Origin of the sequence: Duganella radicis (genome assembly GCF_009720825.1) — a bacterium.
Taxonomy (GTDB): domain Bacteria; phylum Pseudomonadota; class Gammaproteobacteria; order Burkholderiales; family Burkholderiaceae_D; genus Rugamonas; species Rugamonas radicis.
On record NZ_WNKY01000013.1, the window covers coordinates 67153 to 84156 of the forward strand.

17 protein-coding genes are annotated in these 17004 nt (G+C 63.1%); 7 read left to right on the plus strand and 10 right to left on the minus strand.

Annotated elements, in window-relative coordinates; translation table 11 throughout:
• Positions 1–106: 106 nt before the first annotated feature.
• Both GM676_RS14000 and GM676_RS14005 read left to right on the plus strand, forming a co-directional pair.
• The gene (locus tag GM676_RS14000) at positions 107–1375 is read left to right on the plus strand and encodes a hypothetical protein (protein ID WP_155464223.1); all 1269 of its coding nucleotides are present in this window, start codon (positions 107–109) and stop codon (positions 1373–1375) included.
• 10 nt (positions 1376–1385) lie between these two features.
• Positions 1386–1988 (plus strand): YdeI/OmpD-associated family protein, encoded by a 603-nt coding sequence (locus GM676_RS14005; RefSeq protein WP_155464225.1) that lies wholly within the window; start codon positions 1386–1388, stop codon positions 1986–1988.
• Positions 1989–2095: 107 nt separating this feature from the next.
• Here the strand turns inward: GM676_RS14005 and GM676_RS14010 are convergent, their stop codons facing one another.
• From GM676_RS14010 to GM676_RS14035, 6 genes are all read right to left on the minus strand, one after another.
• On the minus strand, positions 2096–2383 hold the full coding sequence (locus GM676_RS14010; protein ID WP_008447145.1) for a hypothetical protein: 288 nt from the start codon (positions 2381–2383) through the stop codon (positions 2096–2098).
• Positions 2384–2563: 180 nt separating this feature from the next.
• Positions 2564–3244, minus strand: coding sequence for an ABC transporter ATP-binding protein (locus GM676_RS14015; RefSeq protein ID WP_155464227.1), 681 nt, complete (start codon positions 3242–3244; stop codon positions 2564–2566).
• Positions 3245–3252: 8 nt separating this feature from the next.
• Entirely contained in the window at positions 3253–4032 is a 780-nt protein-coding gene (gene phnE, locus GM676_RS14020) for a phosphonate ABC transporter, permease protein PhnE (RefSeq protein WP_229262679.1), read from the minus strand.
• A gap of 5 nt (positions 4033–4037) precedes the next feature.
• Positions 4038–4964: a PhnE/PtxC family ABC transporter permease gene (locus GM676_RS14025; RefSeq protein ID WP_155464231.1), complete on the minus strand. Its 927-nt coding sequence runs from the start codon at positions 4962–4964 to the stop codon at positions 4038–4040.
• On the minus strand, positions 4964–5782 hold the full coding sequence (locus GM676_RS14030; RefSeq protein ID WP_155464233.1) for a phosphonate ABC transporter ATP-binding protein: 819 nt from the start codon (positions 5780–5782) through the stop codon (positions 4964–4966). The genes GM676_RS14025 and GM676_RS14030 overlap by 1 nt, the downstream gene beginning before the upstream one ends.
• Positions 5783–5789: 7 nt before the next feature.
• Positions 5790–6650, minus strand: a complete 861-nt coding sequence (locus GM676_RS14035; RefSeq protein WP_155464235.1) for a putative selenate ABC transporter substrate-binding protein — start codon at positions 6648–6650, stop codon at positions 5790–5792.
• A gap of 220 nt (positions 6651–6870) precedes the next feature.
• Here GM676_RS14035 and egtD point away from each other — a divergent pair, with 220 nt between their 5' ends.
• Both egtD and egtB read left to right on the plus strand, forming a co-directional pair.
• Positions 6871–7779: an L-histidine N(alpha)-methyltransferase gene (gene egtD, locus GM676_RS14040; RefSeq protein ID WP_371866234.1), complete on the plus strand. Its 909-nt coding sequence runs from the start codon at positions 6871–6873 to the stop codon at positions 7777–7779.
• Between the two features lie 5 nt (positions 7780–7784).
• The gene (gene egtB / locus GM676_RS14045) at positions 7785–9005 is read left to right on the plus strand and encodes an ergothioneine biosynthesis protein EgtB (protein ID WP_229262680.1); all 1221 of its coding nucleotides are present in this window, start codon (positions 7785–7787) and stop codon (positions 9003–9005) included.
• 89 nt (positions 9006–9094) lie between these two features.
• On the opposite strand, the gene GM676_RS14050 is transcribed toward egtB, so the two are convergent.
• Positions 9095–10642 carry a methyl-accepting chemotaxis protein gene (locus GM676_RS14050; RefSeq protein WP_155464241.1) on the minus strand — a complete coding sequence of 516 codons (1548 nt, stop codon included), beginning with the start codon at positions 10640–10642 and terminating at the stop codon, positions 9095–9097.
• Positions 10643–10760: 118 nt separating this feature from the next.
• On the minus strand, positions 10761–12455 hold the full coding sequence (gene leuA / locus GM676_RS14055) for a 2-isopropylmalate synthase (protein ID WP_155464243.1): 1695 nt from the start codon (positions 12453–12455) through the stop codon (positions 10761–10763).
• Between the two features lie 518 nt (positions 12456–12973).
• On the opposite strand from leuA, the gene GM676_RS14060 reads away from it, so the two are divergent.
• Positions 12974–13186 (plus strand): FitA-like ribbon-helix-helix domain-containing protein, encoded by a 213-nt coding sequence (locus GM676_RS14060; RefSeq protein ID WP_155464245.1) that lies wholly within the window; start codon positions 12974–12976, stop codon positions 13184–13186.
• 8 nt (positions 13187–13194) lie between these two features.
• Entirely contained in the window at positions 13195–13605 is a 411-nt protein-coding gene (locus tag GM676_RS14065) for a type II toxin-antitoxin system VapC family toxin (protein ID WP_155464247.1), read from the plus strand.
• Positions 13606–13672: 67 nt separating this feature from the next.
• Here the strand turns inward: GM676_RS14065 and selD are convergent, their stop codons facing one another.
• Together selD and senB are read right to left on the minus strand one after the other, a co-directional pair.
• Entirely contained in the window at positions 13673–14719 is a 1047-nt protein-coding gene (gene selD / locus GM676_RS14070) for a selenide, water dikinase SelD (RefSeq protein WP_155464249.1), read from the minus strand.
• Positions 14720–14734: 15 nt separating this feature from the next.
• Positions 14735–15718, minus strand: a complete 984-nt coding sequence (gene senB / locus GM676_RS14075; RefSeq protein WP_371866230.1) for a selenoneine biosynthesis selenosugar synthase SenB — start codon at positions 15716–15718, stop codon at positions 14735–14737.
• Positions 15719–15752: 34 nt separating this feature from the next.
• Here senB and senA point away from each other — a divergent pair, with 34 nt between their 5' ends.
• On the plus strand, positions 15753–16946 hold the full coding sequence (senA, locus tag GM676_RS14080) for a selenoneine synthase SenA (protein ID WP_267875602.1): 1194 nt from the start codon (positions 15753–15755) through the stop codon (positions 16944–16946).
• The last annotated feature ends 58 nt before the right edge of the window (positions 16947–17004 follow it).

A 17004-nucleotide genomic window follows, 5' to 3' on the forward strand; every position in this document is an offset into this window, starting at 1 on the left:
ATGCCAGATTCCGGCGTTTCGTATATGGGCCATGTGTATCGTGCTACGAAATGTTACAAGCGCGCGCGGGCTTTCATCTATGATGGATTTTTTGGGGAGACTTCCCATGCGCCTCGCTACTCTCATTCTTCCGGCATTGCTGACGCTGGCGGCACCGCCGGCAATGGCGGATATCAGCCTGCATGTCAGCGCCGTCGTCCAGGAAAGCGCCACGCAAATGGATGTGACGCTGGCCGGTAGTTACCTGGCGATCGATACGCCCAAGGGGCGCATGATCTATGATTTTAAAACGCGGCGGCGCTACGCCATCAACACCGCGAGCAAGGAGTATGTCGACTACTCGCTGTACGACGTGGTGGGCTTCCGGGTGGTGGAAATGCATAACCGGCGCGTTTTGCAGGGCGCGCTGGGCGCGGCCAAAGCCGATGCGCCCGCGCTGCCAATGCCGGCGCAGGAAAACGAACTGTCGCTGCTGGCCGGCGCGCCGGGCGTGGTCGAGGAAAAGGATGGCACTGGTCTGCGGAGCTTCTCCATCGGCGGCGTCAAGCTGGCCAGTTGGAGCGAAGCCGGCACCAAGGTCGCGGCGGCCGACGCCGCGCAGTTCGCGCGCTTCCTGCGCTACGCCGAGGGTGGCCATCCGCAATTGCTCGATATGCTGGCCAAGGGCGGCACGATCCCGCAGCAGATCACTTTCTTTGTCAGCGGCGGCCGCAGCGTGAGCCTGGACGTCAGCGCGGTGCAGACCGTGGCGCCGCGCCCTTATGACCTCAAGCCGTATGCGTTGGAGCAGGGCGGAAACGGCATCGACGGCGTGCTGAATAGCCTGGCGGCGATGACGCCGCAGCAGCTGGCGGCGCTACGCAAGCAATACCCGTGTGACATCGGCGACGATACCAGCCCGGAGCAGCTGCTCGACACGGTGCTGAGCAAGCTGGAATGCACGCTCAGTAATGGCACGCCGCTGTCGATGACGCCGCAGCTGAAGCAGGCCGTGCAGGCATCGCCGTCCGTGAAGCTGCTGTTCACCGCCCTCAATCCCGACAAGGATGACGCGGAGGCCGTGAAAACGCTGGCCGCCTTGCGTCCGCAGGCGCCGCGCAAGGCGTATGTGCTCAAGGTATTCGAGGCTGGCCGGCGCGCCCGCATGAAGCAGGTGAAGGAGGCCACCCAGCTTTCCATCGAGGCTTTGCAGGCCAGTCCGGTGTTGGGTGGAGTCTACAAGGATCTGGGCGAGATGCTTCTGATGCAGTACGATAGCCCGCGTGCCTGGCGCTGCTGGGACACAGGCCGCCGCCTGGCGCCTGGCTTCGCGCTGTTCGACAAAGCCAGCAAGTTCGAGGCCGAGCTGGCGGCGAATCAGCCGGAATATTTTTGAAGAGAGCCCTATGCCCAGCACCGATCCGCGCGTCGACGCCTACATCGCCAAGTCCGCCGACTTCGCGCAGCCCATTCTCGAACACCTGCGCGCGGTGGTGCACGCCGCCTGTCCCGAGGTGGAGGAGACCATGAAGTGGAGCTTCCCGCACTTTATGTACAAGGGCATGATGTGCAGCATGGCGTCCTTCAAGGCGCATTGCGCCTTCGGCTTCTGGAAGGCGGAACTGCTGATGGCGGACGATGACGTCAAGCGCGAGGCCATGGGCCACTTCGGCCGCATCACGTCGATCAAGGATCTGCCGTCGAAGAAGGTGCTGGCCGGGTACATCAAGCAGGCCATGAAGCTGAATGACGACGGCGTCGCCGCCCCGGCCCGCGTCAAGCCGGCCACGCCGCGCGCGCTGGAGATTCCCGATGACCTGAACGCCGCGCTGGACGCGGTGCCGGCCGCGCGCCAGCACTTCGACGCCTTCAGCCCGAGCAAGCAGCGCGACTACGCCGAGTGGCTGACCGAAGCGAAGACCGAAGCCACCCGCACGCGCAGGCGCGAGCAAGCCGTCGAGTGGATCGCCGAGGGCAAGTCAAGGAATTGGAAATACGAGAAATGCTAAGAGGATTAGCGGGATCAGCGGGGTTTGGGCTGGTCGCTAAAGGCGCTGCTTAAAGGGCGCCGGATACCGCATGCCGGCGCCTGGCATGGCATGATGAGCTAGGCCGATCAATGCATAGACGCGGTGGACAGATCTTTCAGCTCGCGGATGCTGATATCTGATTTTTCGTGCATACGCAGCAGGATCGTCGCACCAACTGCCAACTTCCGGTGGCGGATCTTGCTGATGATCGGCGGTTGAACTTCCAACACCCGACACAACTCTGCATCGTTCTTCAAGTTCATCTTTTCGATCAAAGTGTCAAGAAGCTTGTTTGGGACAAAACTGGATGGCTCCAGCGCCCGCGCACGATTCATGGCTTCGATCAGTTCCAGCTTCTTTTGCCGTACGTTCATGGTTTGCTCCTCCTTTGCTCTAAACGTTAATTAAAGTACGTTTCCCGGCAAGGCTAGCGCCCACATCTTTCTGGTCCGAATGTGGTACGCGACTCAACATTCTTGATAACCATGCAAGTTAATTTCAATAATACTACGGTTAAAAAAAAAGTGCAGGGTTTGACAAATAAATTATGTTAGTTATTGCTCAAACGGCTTGACGATTGTTGTTTCTTGTAACCGGTTGCCGGATAAATGTAGGATTTTGTCTGTCTTTTTGGCAGCAAGTTGCGAATGTGTCACCATGATGGCACAGGCGCCGGTCGCTTTAATTTCGCGCTGCAACAGTGTCAGGATGGCGTCGGCGGTATCAGGATCTAAGTTACCAGTTGGTTCATCGGCCAGCACCAAGGCCGGGCGGTGCACCAGCGCGCGGGCGATGGCCACGCGTTGCATTTGCCCTCCGGAAATCTGATGGGGGAAGTCATGGCCACGTCCGCCGAGGCCGACCGCTTCCAGCATTTCTTCCGCGCGTGTCGTGGACAAACCATTCAGCAGCAGCGGCAGGGCGATGTTTTGCAGCAGCGTCAGGTGCGGCAGCACGTGGAAGGCCTGGAAGATGAAGCCCATGCGCGCGCGCCGCAGTTTGGTGGCGGCATCGTCGTCGAGGCCGGACATGGGGATGCCGTCGACGATGATGGGCGATTCGCCCGGCGCGGCATCCGGCGTATCGAGGCCGGCGATCAGGTTGAGCAGCGTCGATTTGCCGACGCCGGAGTCGCCCATGATGGCGACGAATTCACCGGCCTTGAAGTTCCATGACAAGTGGTCCAGCACGGCACGGCCGCCATAGGATTTGGAGAGGTTGCGTAGTTCAAGCATTATCGCCCTTAACGTGTCAGCGCGCGGCGCATGGCAAAGCTGATGCCATCGACCAGCGCCACCAGCAGCAGCATGGCGATGATGACGGTGGCGGCCAGCGGCATCTGGAATAGCGACAGGTGGTACTTCAACATCTGACCCAGGCCGCCGGCGCCCACCACGCCCAGGATGGCGGCGGCGCGGATGTTGTTCTCCCAGCGGTACAGGGTGTAGGACATCATCTGCGGCAGGGTTTGCGGCAGTGTGGCGTAGAAGAAGGCCGCGCCGGCGCTGGCCCCGTTGGTGCGCAGGGTTTGTTCCGGCAGCGGCGCGGCGTTTTCCAGCGAATCGGCAAACAGGCGGCCCAGCACACCGGCGGTGTGCGCGGCCAGCGCCAGCGTGCCGCCCAGCGGGCCAAGGCCGGCGGCGATCAGCATGATGGAGGCCCACACCAGTTCAGGAATCGAGCGCAGCACGTTGAGCAGCGCGCGCACGGCGGCGCGCGGCGCGGCGCCGAAACGGCCCGACGCCGGCAGCGAGAAGGCCAGGCCGAGGATCACGGCCAGCAGGGTGCCGAGGCCGGACATGGCCAGCGTTTCCAGCGTGGCCTGGAAGGTCTTGGTGAGGAAGGGCAGGCCGGTCTCCGGCGGCGCAAAGCCGGCCAGCAGTTCGAGGCTGCTGTTGATGGCTTCCACAGTGAAGAATTCGCGCCACTTCAATGGCAACGCGGCGAAGCTGGCGACAATCAGCGCGGCCAGCATGGCCATCAGTACGATGATGGTCCAGTCGCGGCGCGGTGGCTTGGGCATAGGGTTCATCCGAGGCGCCTCCGCAGGACTTTGGAGAACTGGTCGGCCAAGGCCACCAGTGCCACGAACACCAGTAGCATCGATGCGACTTCCGCGCCGTTGAGGGCTTTCAGCGATTCATCCATGCGCTGGCCCAGGCCGCCGGCGCCGACAAAGCCCATCACCACCGAGCCGCGGATCGCGCACTCCCAGCGGTAGACGGTGTAGGACATCAGCTCCGACGCGGCTTCCGGCAGCACGCCGTACAGCAGCGCGGCCAGCCGCCCGCTGCCGTTGGCCAGCAGGGTGTCGCTGGCGTGGGCGTCTGACGATTCGAGGATTTCGGCGTAGACCTTGCCCAGCATGCCGCAGTAGGTGAGGGCGATCGCCAGCACGCCGGCGGTCGGCCCGAGGCCGACGATGCGTACGAACAGCAGCGCCCACACCAGTTCCGGCACGGAGCGCAGCAGTACCAGCAGCCAGCGCACCGCTTGCCGCAGCATGCGCGCGATGGGCCGCATGCGGCCGGTGCCGAGCGCGGAGATCGACAGTTGTTCGTTGATGATCAGCGTGGCGGGGATGGCCCCCAGCAGGGCCAGCGTCAGGCCTGCGGTGGCGATGGCCACGGTGTTCCAGGTTTCGCGCAGCAGCATCTCCAGGAACTCGGCGCTGTGCGCGGGCGTGAGGAAGTCGGCCAGGAAGCGGCCGGTGGCGGCCAGGCTTTGTTGGTCGAACAGTATCCACGGTTTGAATTCGGTGATCACCAGCGTGGGCCACAGGATCAGCAGCGCGACCGCGCACGCCAGCAGGCGGCCGCGCAGGGCGGGATCGCGGCGAATGGCGGCGGCGTACCCGCCGGATGCACCGCGTGCGTCGCTCACACCTGGGGCGCCTTGCGTGGTACGGGCGTCGGGCGCGTCGCCGCCGCCGGGGGGAGGAAGCTGCGCCGCCATTACAGGCAAGCGCCCACGCCCAGCCTGACCGCCATGGCGTCGTCATGCTGCGGCTTGCTGGCGGCGGGTTGTTCGCCCTGATACAGGGCGGCGATCATCTGCGGCGTGACCTGCTCGCGCGGCAGGTCGAATTCGATGCGGCCGTCGCGCAGGGCGACGATGCGCGGGAAGTGGCTCAGCGCCAGGTCCACCTGGTGCAGGCTGCAAATCAGCGTGGCCTTGCGCGCCGTGGCTTCTTCGCGCAGTGTGGTGAGAGTGAGTTCGGACAGCGCCGGATCGAGCGCCGACAGCGGCTCGTCCACCAGCAGCGCCCTGGCTGGCGACAGCAGCAGGCGCGCCAGTCCGCAGCGCTGGCGTTCACCGCCGGACAGGCGGTCGACGCGGGAATACAGTTTGTCACCGAGATGGAAGCGTGACAGCGCCTGCCACGCGGCTTCGGGGTCGGCGGGCTTGAACAGCGAGGCCAGCGCGCGCCACACACTCCATTGCGGCAGGCGCGCGGCCAGCACCGCCGTCACCACGCGCTGGCGCGGCGGCAGTGGTGGCGTTTGCGGCGCCAGGAACAACTGCGCGCGCAGGCGGTGACGCGCCGCTTCGCCCAGCGTCCACGGATCGGTATCGAAAGCGTGGAAGCTGCCTTCGGCCGGTTGGTGCGACAGGGACAGGGTCGCCAGCAAGGTAGTCTTGCCGGCGCCCGAAGGGCCGATCAGGGCCAGTTGCTCGCCCTGTTCCACGGTCAGGTTAATCGCTTGCAGCGCGGCCGACGACCGCGCGCCGAGGTGGCGCACGGTGAGGTTTTGCAGTTGGTAAGTCGGCATTACGGGATTACTTCAGCAGGCCGGCGTTCTTGGCTGCGGCTTCGATGTTCTTGTAGTTGTCGGCCTTGGTCAGGATGAACTTGACGGTGCGTTGCAGGTCCATGATGGCCTTGTCTTCCGGCTTGTTGATGTCCAGCGCGAGGAAGGCGTCGGTCAGCTTTTTCTTCAGATCCGCGTTCATGTCGCTGCGCACCGACCAGTTGTAGTCGTAGTAGCCGGGCGTGGTGTAGAACACGCGCACCACGGCTGGATCGACCTTCTTGGCTTCCACCAGCTTTTCCCACACCGAGATGTTCAGCGCGCCGGCATCGACCTTGCCGCCCGCAACGGCGGCCACGGTGGCGTCGTGCGCGCCGGAGAAGGCGATGCGTTTCAGATCGGTGTCCGGATTGATCTTCGCTTGCAGCAGGTAGTAGCGCGGCATCAGGTGGCCCGAGGTGGAGCTCTCGGAGCCGAAGCTCAGGGTCTTGCCCTTGAGGTCATTCAGGCTGTTGATGCCCTTGTTGGTGGTGACGAACACCGAGCGGAATTTTTCGTCTTCGGCGCGCTGCACCAGCGGCGTGATCTGGCCCTTGCTGCGGTCGTTGGCCTGCACGAAGGTGAAGCCGCCGAACCAGACCATGTCCACCTTTTTGTTGATCAGGGCCTCCACCGAGGCGGCGTAGTCGGTCACCGGGGTGAACTCGACCTTCATGCCGATCTTCTTCTCCAGATATTCGCCCAGCGGCTTGAACTTGCGCTGCAATTCGGTCGGCGCTTCGTCCGGGATGGCGGACACGCGGAACACGTGGTCGGCCGATTGGGCGTGGGACCAGGAAGCGGCCAGCATCATGCCGGCGGCGAGAACGGATTTGAGGGAGATTTTCATTGTTGATTGCCCTTGAGTGTGAAAAGACGCACGGAACTTTTAGTACAGCGCTGCAAACTTGGATATTCAGCTATCATAGCAAAAATCACCTCTACCGACGGTCCTCTGAATAAAGGCAGAGCATCTTATGCATATGTCCCGCTCCCCGGCGATTCGTGTTGTGTCGCCTCTTGACAGCAGCACGCCGCCGCAGCAGAGGCCCGCCCATGGCAGCGCCGAGGTGGTCGCCGAAATCAGCGCCGGCCTGCTGGCCGCCAAGGCGCATACCTCGCCCAAATTCCTGTACGACGCCCTCGGCTCCAAATTGTTTGAAGCGATCTGCGAGCTGCCCGAGTATTATCCCACCCGCACCGAGGCCGCCATCTTCAAGGCCTATGGCGGCGACATGGCGCATGTCATCGGCTCCGGCGCCACGCTGATCGATCTGGGGGCGGGCAATTGCGCCAAGGCGGCGTCGCTGTTCCCCTTGTTGCAACCGGCGCAGTACGTGCCGGTCGATATTTCGCGCGACTTCCTGCTCGGCGCCGTGGCGCAATTGCAGCAGCGTTTCCCGCACATCGAGATGACCGCGCTGGGACTGGATTTTTCCAACGGCTTTGCGCTGCCGGACAGTGTGCATGCCGGGCGCCGCGTTTTCTTTTATCCCGGTTCCTCGATCGGCAATTTCTCGCCAACGCAGGCGGTGGACTTCCTGCGCGGGCTGCGCGCCAACGCGGGGCCGGACGGCGGACTGCTGATCGGCGTGGACCTGATCAAGGATCATGCGGTACTGGACGCGGCGTATGACGACGCGCTGGGCGTGACAGGTGCCTTTAATCTGAACATGCTGCGCCACCTGAACCACCTTGCGGGGGCGGATTTCGATGTCGAGCAGTGGAAGCATGTGGCGTTCTTCGACTTCGAGCATAGCCGCATCGAGATGCATCTGGAAGCGCGCTGCCCGTTGACGGTGAACTGGCGCGGCGGCGAACGCGATTTCGCGCGCGGCGAACGCATACACACTGAAGACAGCTACAAGTACACGCGCCAGTCCTTCGTCAATCTGCTGGAGCGGGCTGGCTTTGCCACCACGCGCGTGTGGACCGATGACGATAACTGGTTCGCCGTCATTCACGCCCGGGTTATTTGAGGATGATGAATCCATTACATGACCGCTACAAGGCCGTACGCAAACACACGCTGATGCTGAGCGAGCCGCTGTCCGACGAGGACTGCGGTGCGCAATCGATGCCGGATGCAAGTCCGATCAAATGGCATCTGGCGCATACCACTTGGTTCTTCGAGACGTTTATCCTGGAACGCATGGAACAGGGTTTTGCGCCGTTCCATCCGGCGTTCCGGATTTTGTTCAACTCCTACTACAACGGCATTGGCGAAAAACATCCGCGCGCGCAGCGTGGTTTGTTGACGCGGCCTTCGATGGCGGAGGTGCGCGCGTATCGCGCCAACGTCGATGCACGCATGGCGCGGCTGCTGGCCGGCGTGCCGGATGCGGAACTGGCGGCGCTGGTCACGCTGGGCATGCAGCACGAGCAGCAGCACCAGGAGTTGATGCTCACCGACGTCAAGCACTTGCTGGCGCAAAGCCTGCTGCGGCCTGCCTATCTTGATGTGCCGTTGGCGCCGGCCGCCGCCGCCGCTCCGCTGGAGTGGCTGGCGCTGGAGGGCGGACTGACCGGCATCGGCCATCGGGGCGATGGCTTCTGCTTCGATAACGAACTGCCGCGCCACAAGCAGTATGTGGCGCCGTTTGCACTGGCTTCGCGGTTGGTAACGAATGGCGAGTATCTGGCCTTCATCAACGCCGGTGGTTACGCCAATGCGGCGCTGTGGCTGGCCGAGGGCTGGGATTGGGTGCGCGTGCAGAACCTGCGCGCGCCGATTTATTGGTATCAGGATGAGAAGGGCACGTGGCAGGAATTTACGCTGCATGGTGGCCAGCCGCTGGACCTGAACCGGCCGGTCACGCATATCTCGCTGTACGAGGCGGATGCATACGCCCACTGGGCGGGCGCGCGCCTGCCGACCGAAGCGGAATGGGAGTACGCCGCCATCCACGCGCAGGCGGCCATCGAAACCGGCTCGCTGCATCCGGCCGGCGCCGGAGATGCGGCGGGGCTGCGGCAGATGTTCGGCCACTGCTGGCAGTGGACCAGCAGCAGCTACTCGCCGTATCCCGGCTTCGCGGCGGCGGAGGGCGCGCTGGGCGAGTACAACGGCAAGTTCATGTTGAACCAGTACGTGCTGCGTGGCTCGTCGAGTGCCACGCCGGAAGGCCATGCGCGCGCCAGTTACCGCAACTTTTTCCCGGCCAGCGCGCGCTGGCAATTCACCGGCATCCGCCTGGCGCGTTAGCGCATATGTGGCTCCGGCTGCGGAGAGGCCATGCAAAAATGTCCGGCGCCAGCAAGGCGTGACGCGCGGCTGCCGGCGCGTCCGGGCGTTCAGGCGCTGAGACGGAACTGGCTGACCACCTGATTCAACTCCCCGGCCTGGTCCTGCATGGTGGCGGTAGCGGCGGCGGCTTGCTCCACCAGCGCCGCGTTCTGCTGCGTGACCTGGTCCATCTGACTGATGGCGATATTGATTTGCTCAATGCCGCTGGTCTGTTCGTGATTGGCTTGCGTGATTTCGCCGACGATCTGCGTCACGCGGCGCACGCTGTCCTGCACCTCGTTCATGGTGCTGCCGGCCAGATCGACCAGCTGCGCGCCGGCCGCCACCTTGTCGACCGAATCGTCGATCAGGGCCTTGATCTCCCTGGCGGCGGCGGCCGAGCGCTGCGCCAGCGTGCGCACCTCGGTGGCCACCACGGCGAAGCCGCGTCCCTGTTCACCGGCGCGCGCCGCTTCCACCGCCGCGTTCAGCGCCAGAATATTGGTCTGGAAGGCGATGCCGTCGATGACGGTAATGATATCGACAATCTTGCGCGATGAGTCGTTGATGGCGTTCATGGTATCCACCACTTGCGCCACCACCGCGCCGCCGCGCTGTGCCACTTCGGCGGCCGATTGCGCCAGCACGTTGGCCTGATGCGCATTGGCGGCGTTCTGCTTGACGGTGCTGGTGAGTTCCTCCATCGACGCCGCGGTTTCTTCCAGCGAGCTGGCTTGTTGTTCGGTGCGCGAAGACAGGTCCATATTCCCGCTGGCGATTTCCGCCGACGCCGTGTTGATCGCGCCGGTGCCGCTGCGCACCCGGCCGACGATGTTGGCGAGGCTGTTGTTCATCTGCCCCAGCGCTTGCAGCAGCTGGCCCATCTCGTCACGGTGCTTGCTGTCGATGTTGCGGGTCAGATCGCCGGCGGCGACGGCGCGCGCCACTTGCAGCGCGGTGCCGATCGGCGCGGTGATGGAGTGCGTGACGCGCCACGCGAACGCCAGCCCCAGTCCCAGCGCCACCACGCCCAGCCAGGCCATGGTCTGGCGCGCCATCGAGATATCCTGCTTGACCAATTCGCCGTTCTGATTGACGGCGGTTTTCTGCATCTCGTTCAATTCGCGCACGCTGGCTTGCAGTCTGGTGAGCTTGGGCAGCATGTCGGCGCGCAGATGGGCGAGGGCAGGGTCGCGTTGGCCGTCCGCCAGCATCTTGCCGACTTGCGAGAAGGAGCCGACGTAGGCCTGGCGCTCGGCACGGATGCGCGCCAGCAGGGCCTTGCCTTCGCTGGTGACGAGCAGCTTGTCCAAGGTATCGAGCGCGTTGGTGATGGTCTTTTTGTTGGCGTCCATCTCGGCGCGAATCTGCTCGGTGCGCGCGGGCGTCTCGGTGGTGAACAGTTCCAGCGTGAGCGCGGAGTTGGCGCGGGTGGTGGTGCTGACGGTGGCCGCCGCTTCGGCTTTCACCCAGTCCTCGTCGATGATGGTGCGATTGAGGTTGTCGATGCTGCCGAGCCTTTGCAGGCCGATGGCGATCAACACGGCCATCAGGAGCAATACTACGCCGAAGCCCAGGCCGAGGCGGGCGCCTATTTTTAGATTTGAGAATTTCATACGGGTTCCGTTTTGGACAAACGTCAAACCAGTATAGCGATTAATGCTGCACTGCGGGATGGGACTTCCGAGGGATGTTGTGCGGACGGGACGAATATCCCGTCCGCAGGGTTGGCTTTTAAGCTGCTACTTTGCCTTGTGCCTGGGCCGTGTCAGTGCGCGCCAGCTGGCGATTGATGGCGCTCAGCACGGCCTTGAACGACGCGGTCAGGATGTTGCTGTCGGTGGCCGCGCCGAACAAGGTCGGGCCGTTGGCCAGGCGCAGTTCAACATAGCAGGCCGCCTTGGCGTTGGCGCCCGAGCCGATCGAGTGCTCGTGGTAGTCCATCAGTTTGATGTCCAGGCCCAGTGCGTCGACGAAGGCGTCGATCGGACCGTTGCCGCCGCCTTGCAGCGCCAATGGCGCGCCGCGATGCATCAGGGCGATATCGATCTGCACCGGCTCGTCGCTGCTGGTGTCTTCCACCATTTTGTGCGACTGGTAGGCGTACGGCGCGTTCTGCTCGAAGTACTCTTTGCTGAAGATGTTGTAGATGCCTTCGGCAGTGATTTCAAGGCCGGTCTGGTCGGCCACTTGCTGCACCGCGCGGCTGAACTCAATTTGCAGGCGGCGTGGCAGCACCAGGCCGTAATCCTGTTCGAGCAGGTAGGACATGCCGCCCTTGCCCGACTGGCTGTTGACGCGGATGACGGCGTCGTAGCTGCGGCCCAGGTCTTGCGGATCGATCGGCAGGTAAGGGATCTCCCAGATCGCGCCGGCTTCCTGCTTGGCGAAGCCTTTCTTGATCGCGTCCTGGTGCGAGCCGGAGAAGGCGGTGAATACCAGGTCGCCCACGTATGGGTGACGTGGATGCACTGGCAGCTGATTGCATTCTTCAACCACTTTGCGCACTTCGTCGATGTCGGAGAAGTCCAGGCCTGGGTGTACGCCTTGCGTGTACAGGTTCAGTGCGAGGGTCACCAGATCGACGTTGCCGGTGCGTTCGCCATTGCCGAACAAGCAGCCTTCCACACGGTCGGCGCCGGCCATCACGGCCAGTTCGGCCGAGGCGACGGCGGTGCCGCGATCGTTGTGCGGGTGGACCGAGATGATCAGCGAATCGCGGCGGGTCAGCTTGCGCGACATCCATTCGATCTGGTCGGCGTAGACGTTAGGAGTGCTGCATTCCACGGTCGATGGCAGATTGATGATCATCTTCTTGTTCGGGGTCGGCTCAAAGATGGCGATGACGGCGTCGCAGATATGCTTGGAGAAGTCCAGCTCCGTGGTGGAGAAGGATTCCGGGGTGTACTCGTAGCCCCAGTCGGTGTCCGGATGCTGCTTGGTCAGTTCCTTCACCAGCCTGGCGCCGGTGGTGGCGATGTTGGTGATCTCTTCACGCGACATGCCGAACACCACTTTGCGGAACACCGGCGCCACCGAGTTATACAGGTGGACGATGGCGCGCTTGGCGCCGACACAGGATTCCACGGTGCGGCGGATCAGCTCATCGCGCGACTGGGTCAGCACGATGATGGTGACGTCGTCCGGAATGCGCTTCTCTTCAATCAGCTTGCGCACGAAATCGAAGTCGGTTTGCGAGGCCGATGGGAAGCCCACTTCGATTTCCTTCAGGCCGATCTTGATGAGCAGGTCGAACATGCGCAGCTTTTTCTCGATGCTCATCGGCTCGATCAGCGCCTGGTTACCGTCGCGCAGGTCGGTGCTCATCCAGATCGGCGGTTTGGCGATGACGGCGTTCGGCCAGGTACGGTCGGTGAGTTGGACGGCGGGGAAGGCGCGGTATTTGGTCGAAGGGTTCTGCAACATCATGGTAATGCTCCTGGATTCTGAATTTTTAGATGCCGGCGTGGGTGTGCTGGCGCTACTGTGGCGGAGGGGCTGCCGTGCTACCACGGGGCGCTAGGCGCGGCAACCGATCGGTAGTTTTAGCAGTAGCGTCGACAGCACACGTGCGCCAGCCGGCAGCGCGAACGAATCGCCGGTGCGGGATGGAGCATGGATGGCCGTAGTCATGGTGAGCATCGGTACAACTTTCCTGGATTTTGAAGACTGGTGCGGCTTGTGGCCGGCACGAGGGGTACAACAGAGACGCGGATTAAACGCGTGCTAGTAGACGCGCTGCTAGCGATAGGGCGCTGGCAGGCGATAGCAGGAAAGCGGATAGGTGCAGATGCGAGATCATTCCTAGAATGTAAGCGATCCCCGCCGCAGCCGTCAAGCGAAATTGGCGGGGTTATCGTTTTTGCATGGTGCCGCCTTGCTGTGAAATCTCAATTGAACGTGCGAGGACCGCTGCTAGACTGATTGAATCTATCAAGGAGAGAGTCATGGCAAGCGATCTATTGTTGAAAGATGTGCATGATATTGTCATGCGTGGCTTGGCAAAACGCGCCAAGGAGCACGGACGGAGCATTGAGGAGCAGGCAATCGACATCCTGAGCGAAGCGTTAAAGCGTCCCGAGCGGCGATCATTTGAGGAGGTATTGGCCAGCATGCCTAACGTTGGGCACGACGATGACTTTAATGTACCCAGGCCATAAGGTTGTTCATGTATCTGGTCGATACCAACGTTCTCAGCGAGTTACGCAAGGGGACTCAAGGCAATCCCGGCGTAAGACAGTTTTATGCCCTGACGGCGCGGCGTGAAATGTATATCGCGGTCCAGACCATTGGTGAAATTCGACGCGGTATTGAAAATTTGCGCCAAAAGAGGCGCCACAGGCAAGCGGCCCAACTTGAGTTCTGGCTGAAATTTACCATGATGGAGTACGCAGACCGTCAACTCAGCTTTGATACCGACTGCGCGCAAGTGTGGGGCTTGCTGATGGCCCCTCAGCCACATCATCCTATCGACAAGCAAATCGCCGCGATTGCGCTTGTTTATGACCTCACGGTTGTTACCCGTAACGTATCAGATTTTTTATCGACAGGTGTCAGGCTTGAAAATCCATTTACCTAAGCATTATTTACCAGTTTTACCAGGCCTCCGGCAGTTCAGGTGGGCAAGGAGTCGGGCCGCGGAGCCATTAGGCTACATTGACGCGTGCCGGGCCGGTGGCCATGTGGCCGATGACGGCGGCGTCGCCGAAGCCTTCGCGGCGGAACAGGGCCAGGACTTCGTCGACGCTGTTGGCGTCGCAGGAGACCAGCAGTCCGCCGGAGGTCTGCGGGTCGGTCAGCAGGGAGTGCTGGGCCGGGGTGATCGATTCCGCCAGCGTGACGTCGGCGCCGTAGGCGGCCCAGTTGCGGCCGGAGGCGCCGGTGAAGTAGCCGTCGTGCGCCAGCTGTTCGACGCCCGGCAGCAGCGGGATTTTGCTCATGTCCAGATGCGCTTCCAGTTTGGCGCCGCGCGCCAGTTCCAGCAAGTGGCCCAGCAGGCCGAAGCCGGTGACGTCGGTCAGCGCGTGCACGCCCGCCAGCTCGGACAACGCCTTGCCTGGTTTATTCAGTTTGGTGGTGTTGGCGATCATGGCCTGGTAGCCTGTCGCATCCAGCTTGTCTTTCTTCAGCGCGGCCGATAGCACGCCCACGCCCAGCGGCTTGCCCAGCACCAGCACGTCGCCGGCCCTGGCGTCGGCGTTGCGCTTCACTTTCGATGGATGCACAAGGCCCATCACCACCAGACCGTAGATAGGCTCCACCGAATCGATGGTGTGGCCGCCAGCGATCGGGATGCCCGCTTCGGCGCAAATCGATTCGCCGCCCTTGATGATCTGGCCGATGGTTTCAATCGGCAGTTTGTTGATCGGCATGCCGACCAGTGCCAGCGCCATGATGGGCGTGCCGCCCATGGCATACACGTCGGAGATGGCGTTGGTGGCGGCGATGCGGCCGAAGTCGAACGGATCGTCCACAATCGGCATGAAGAAATCGGTGGTGGCGATCAGCGCCTGTTCGTCATTCAGCTTGTAGACGGCAGCGTCGTCGGCGGTCTCGATCCCGACCAGCAGTTCTTTCGGCACCGGGAAGCCGTTGGAGTTTTTCAGAATCTCGGACAGCACGCCGGGGGCGATTTTGCAGCCGCAGCCGCCGCCGTGGGAAAACGAGGTGAGTTTGATTGCGTCGTTGCTCATGTTTTGCATCCTTGGTTAAGTCTTATGCAGCAGATTATCCACCAACTCCAGCAAAGCCGCTTGTTCGGCGGCCGGCGCGAACAGCGGCGCGCGGGCGTCGCACTGGGCGCGCAGGGTGGCGTGGAAGTCCTGGTCTTCGGCGATGCGGTCGATCAGCCGCGCCAGCGCGGCGGCGTCGCCGGGAGGGAAGTAGCCCTGGTAGTCTTCCCCCAGCATACCGCGATTGCCGCCGATGTCGCTGGCCAGCACCGGCACGCCGGCGCACACGGCTTCGATGATGACGTTGGCGCCGCCTTCCATGTGCGAGGTCAGCGCCATGGCGCGGCAGCGCTTGAGGCGCTGCCGTGTGGCCGCATGCGGCATGGCGCCCAGCCACCGGTAACGCGGCTGCTGTGCGGCGGTGGCTTGTGCGGCGGCCTCCAGCGCCGGTTCCAGCGCACCGCCGATGTGGATCAGCCGTGCCGACGGCGCTTGCACCAGCGCCGCCGCGCGCATGAAGGTGAGCGGATCTTTCTCTGGCCGCAGATGGCCGATCATGCAAATGTCCGCGTGGCGCTGCGGCCCGGTGGCAGGCCGCAGCGTGGCGGCGGACTGGTAGATCACGCGGGCCTTGGCACGCAGCGGCGCGGGCAGGGCTTGCAGGCCGTGGGTTTGCAGCACCACCAGCGCGCTCGCCTGTTGCAGCGAGCGCTGGGCGCTGGCGTCGGTGTCGATGTCGCGATACAGGTCGGTGCCGGTCAGCAGCAGGATGGAGGAGCGTTCAGGATGCGCGCGCGTCCACGCATCGAGCGAAGGCGCCGAGCGGCGGGCATGCAGGGCGATCAGCAGGTCGGGCGGCGCCGAACCGGCTTGGACATGCGCTTCGGCCGGCCATTGCTGGCTGACGGTGACGCGATAGCGCGTGCGCAGGAATCGCGCCCAGCGGCTGGCGCTCTGCCAGTTGCCGTTGTTGTTGCGCGCGGAGGCGGGACTCACGATCCAGATATGTGTTTTGCTCACTGGTGTTTTGCTTGAAAGTGGTTACAATCTTCGCATGACTTCATCATTCAGGAACGCCACTTCGCAGCAGATGGCGGAGGCCCTTCGACATGCGAGGGATTATACGTTGTCGCTGTTCGAAAGTTTTGCCGCCGCTGGCATGGACGTGTCTTCGCGCGTGCCGCAACTGCGCATCATCAATCCGCCGCTGTGGGAGCTGGGGCATACGGCGTGGTTCGCCGAATGGTTCATCCTGCGCGAAGCGACGTCCAGCCATCCGGCCGACGCCAACGGCCACTGCCTGTTGACCAAGGGCGACGACTGGTTCGATTCGGCCCGCGTGCCGCACCGCAGCCGCTGGACGCTGGACCTGCCCAGTCCCGGCGGCGTGAAGACTTACTGTCACGAAGTGCTGGACCGTGTGCTCGACAAACTGTCGCGCGAGGCCAACACCGACGAGGCGCTCTATCCCTATCGTCTGGCGCTGGCGCACGAGGACATGCACGGCGAGGCCTTCCTCTACACCTTGCAGACACTCGGCTTGCCGTCGCCGTTGCCGCAGGCGGCCGAAGTGCAGGGGGCATTTGCGCCGTCCGAGATCGGCTTCCCCGGCGGCACGCTGCAACTGGGCAGCAAGGCCGGCGCCGGCTTCACGTTCGACAACGAGCGCCAGTCGCACGGCTTCCATGTGGCGCCGTTCCGCATGGACAGCACCCTGGTGACCAATGCCCAGTATGCAGATTTCGTCACCGATGGCGGCTATGAAAACCGCCAGTTCTGGAGCCAGGCCGGCGCCGATTGGCTGATGCGTCAGGAGCGCTCGGCGCCGCGCTACTGGCAGCGCGACGGCGGCCAATGGCGCACCATGCGATTCGGGAGGCTTTGCACCCTGGCCGGCGCGGAACCGGTACGGCATGTGAATTTGTATGAAGCGCAGGCCTATTGCGCGTGGGCCGGACGCCGCCTGCCGACCGAAGCCGAGTGGGAGTATGCGGCTTTGTCGGGACATCCGGCATTCCGCTGGGGGCAATTGTGGGAGTGGACGGCGTCGCCGTTCGAGCCTTACCCGGACTTCAAGGCGGACCGTTATCTTGAATATTCCGAGCCGTGGTTCCATACCCATCAGGTGCTGCGCGGGGCTTCGTTCGCCACGCCGTCGCGTTTTGGCTCGGCCAGATTCCGTAATTTCTACCTGCCGGAACGCGACGATATCTTTGCAGGTTTCCGCACCTGCGCCTGGCCCGGGTAGCTTCGCATTTGGCGGGGCCTCTGCTATGCTTTTTGTTTTAAACCTCAAGCAAGGCGCC

What these genes read in the sequence shown, in the direction of transcription:
- GM676_RS14000 (WP_155464223.1), top strand. Translation starts at nt 107, where the DNA reads ATGCGCCTCGCTACTCTCATTCTTCCGGCATTGCTGACGCTGGCGGCA.
- GM676_RS14005 (WP_155464225.1), top strand. Translation starts at nt 1,386, where the DNA reads ATGCCCAGCACCGATCCGCGCGTCGACGCCTACATCGCCAAGTCCGCC.
- GM676_RS14010 (WP_008447145.1), bottom strand. Translation starts at nt 2,383, where the DNA reads ATGAACGTACGGCAAAAGAAGCTGGAACTGATCGAAGCCATGAATCGT.
- GM676_RS14015 (WP_155464227.1), bottom strand. Translation starts at nt 3,244, where the DNA reads ATGCTTGAACTACGCAACCTCTCCAAATCCTATGGCGGCCGTGCCGTG.
- phnE (WP_229262679.1), bottom strand. Translation starts at nt 4,032, where the DNA reads ATGCCCAAGCCACCGCGCCGCGACTGGACCATCATCGTACTGATGGCC.
- GM676_RS14025 (WP_155464231.1), bottom strand. Translation starts at nt 4,964, where the DNA reads ATGGCGGCGCAGCTTCCTCCCCCCGGCGGCGGCGACGCGCCCGACGCC.
- GM676_RS14030 (WP_155464233.1), bottom strand. Translation starts at nt 5,782, where the DNA reads ATGCCGACTTACCAACTGCAAAACCTCACCGTGCGCCACCTCGGCGCG.
- GM676_RS14035 (WP_155464235.1), bottom strand. Translation starts at nt 6,650, where the DNA reads ATGAAAATCTCCCTCAAATCCGTTCTCGCCGCCGGCATGATGCTGGCC.
- egtB (WP_229262680.1), top strand. Translation starts at nt 7,785, where the DNA reads ATGAATCCATTACATGACCGCTACAAGGCCGTACGCAAACACACGCTG.
- GM676_RS14050 (WP_155464241.1), bottom strand. Translation starts at nt 10,642, where the DNA reads ATGAAATTCTCAAATCTAAAAATAGGCGCCCGCCTCGGCCTGGGCTTC.
- leuA (WP_155464243.1), bottom strand. Translation starts at nt 12,455, where the DNA reads ATGATGTTGCAGAACCCTTCGACCAAATACCGCGCCTTCCCCGCCGTC.
- GM676_RS14060 (WP_155464245.1), top strand. Translation starts at nt 12,974, where the DNA reads ATGGCAAGCGATCTATTGTTGAAAGATGTGCATGATATTGTCATGCGT.
- GM676_RS14065 (WP_155464247.1), top strand. Translation starts at nt 13,195, where the DNA reads ATGTATCTGGTCGATACCAACGTTCTCAGCGAGTTACGCAAGGGGACT.
- selD (WP_155464249.1), bottom strand. Translation starts at nt 14,719, where the DNA reads ATGAGCAACGACGCAATCAAACTCACCTCGTTTTCCCACGGCGGCGGC.
- senA (WP_267875602.1), top strand. Translation starts at nt 15,753, where the DNA reads ATGACTTCATCATTCAGGAACGCCACTTCGCAGCAGATGGCGGAGGCC.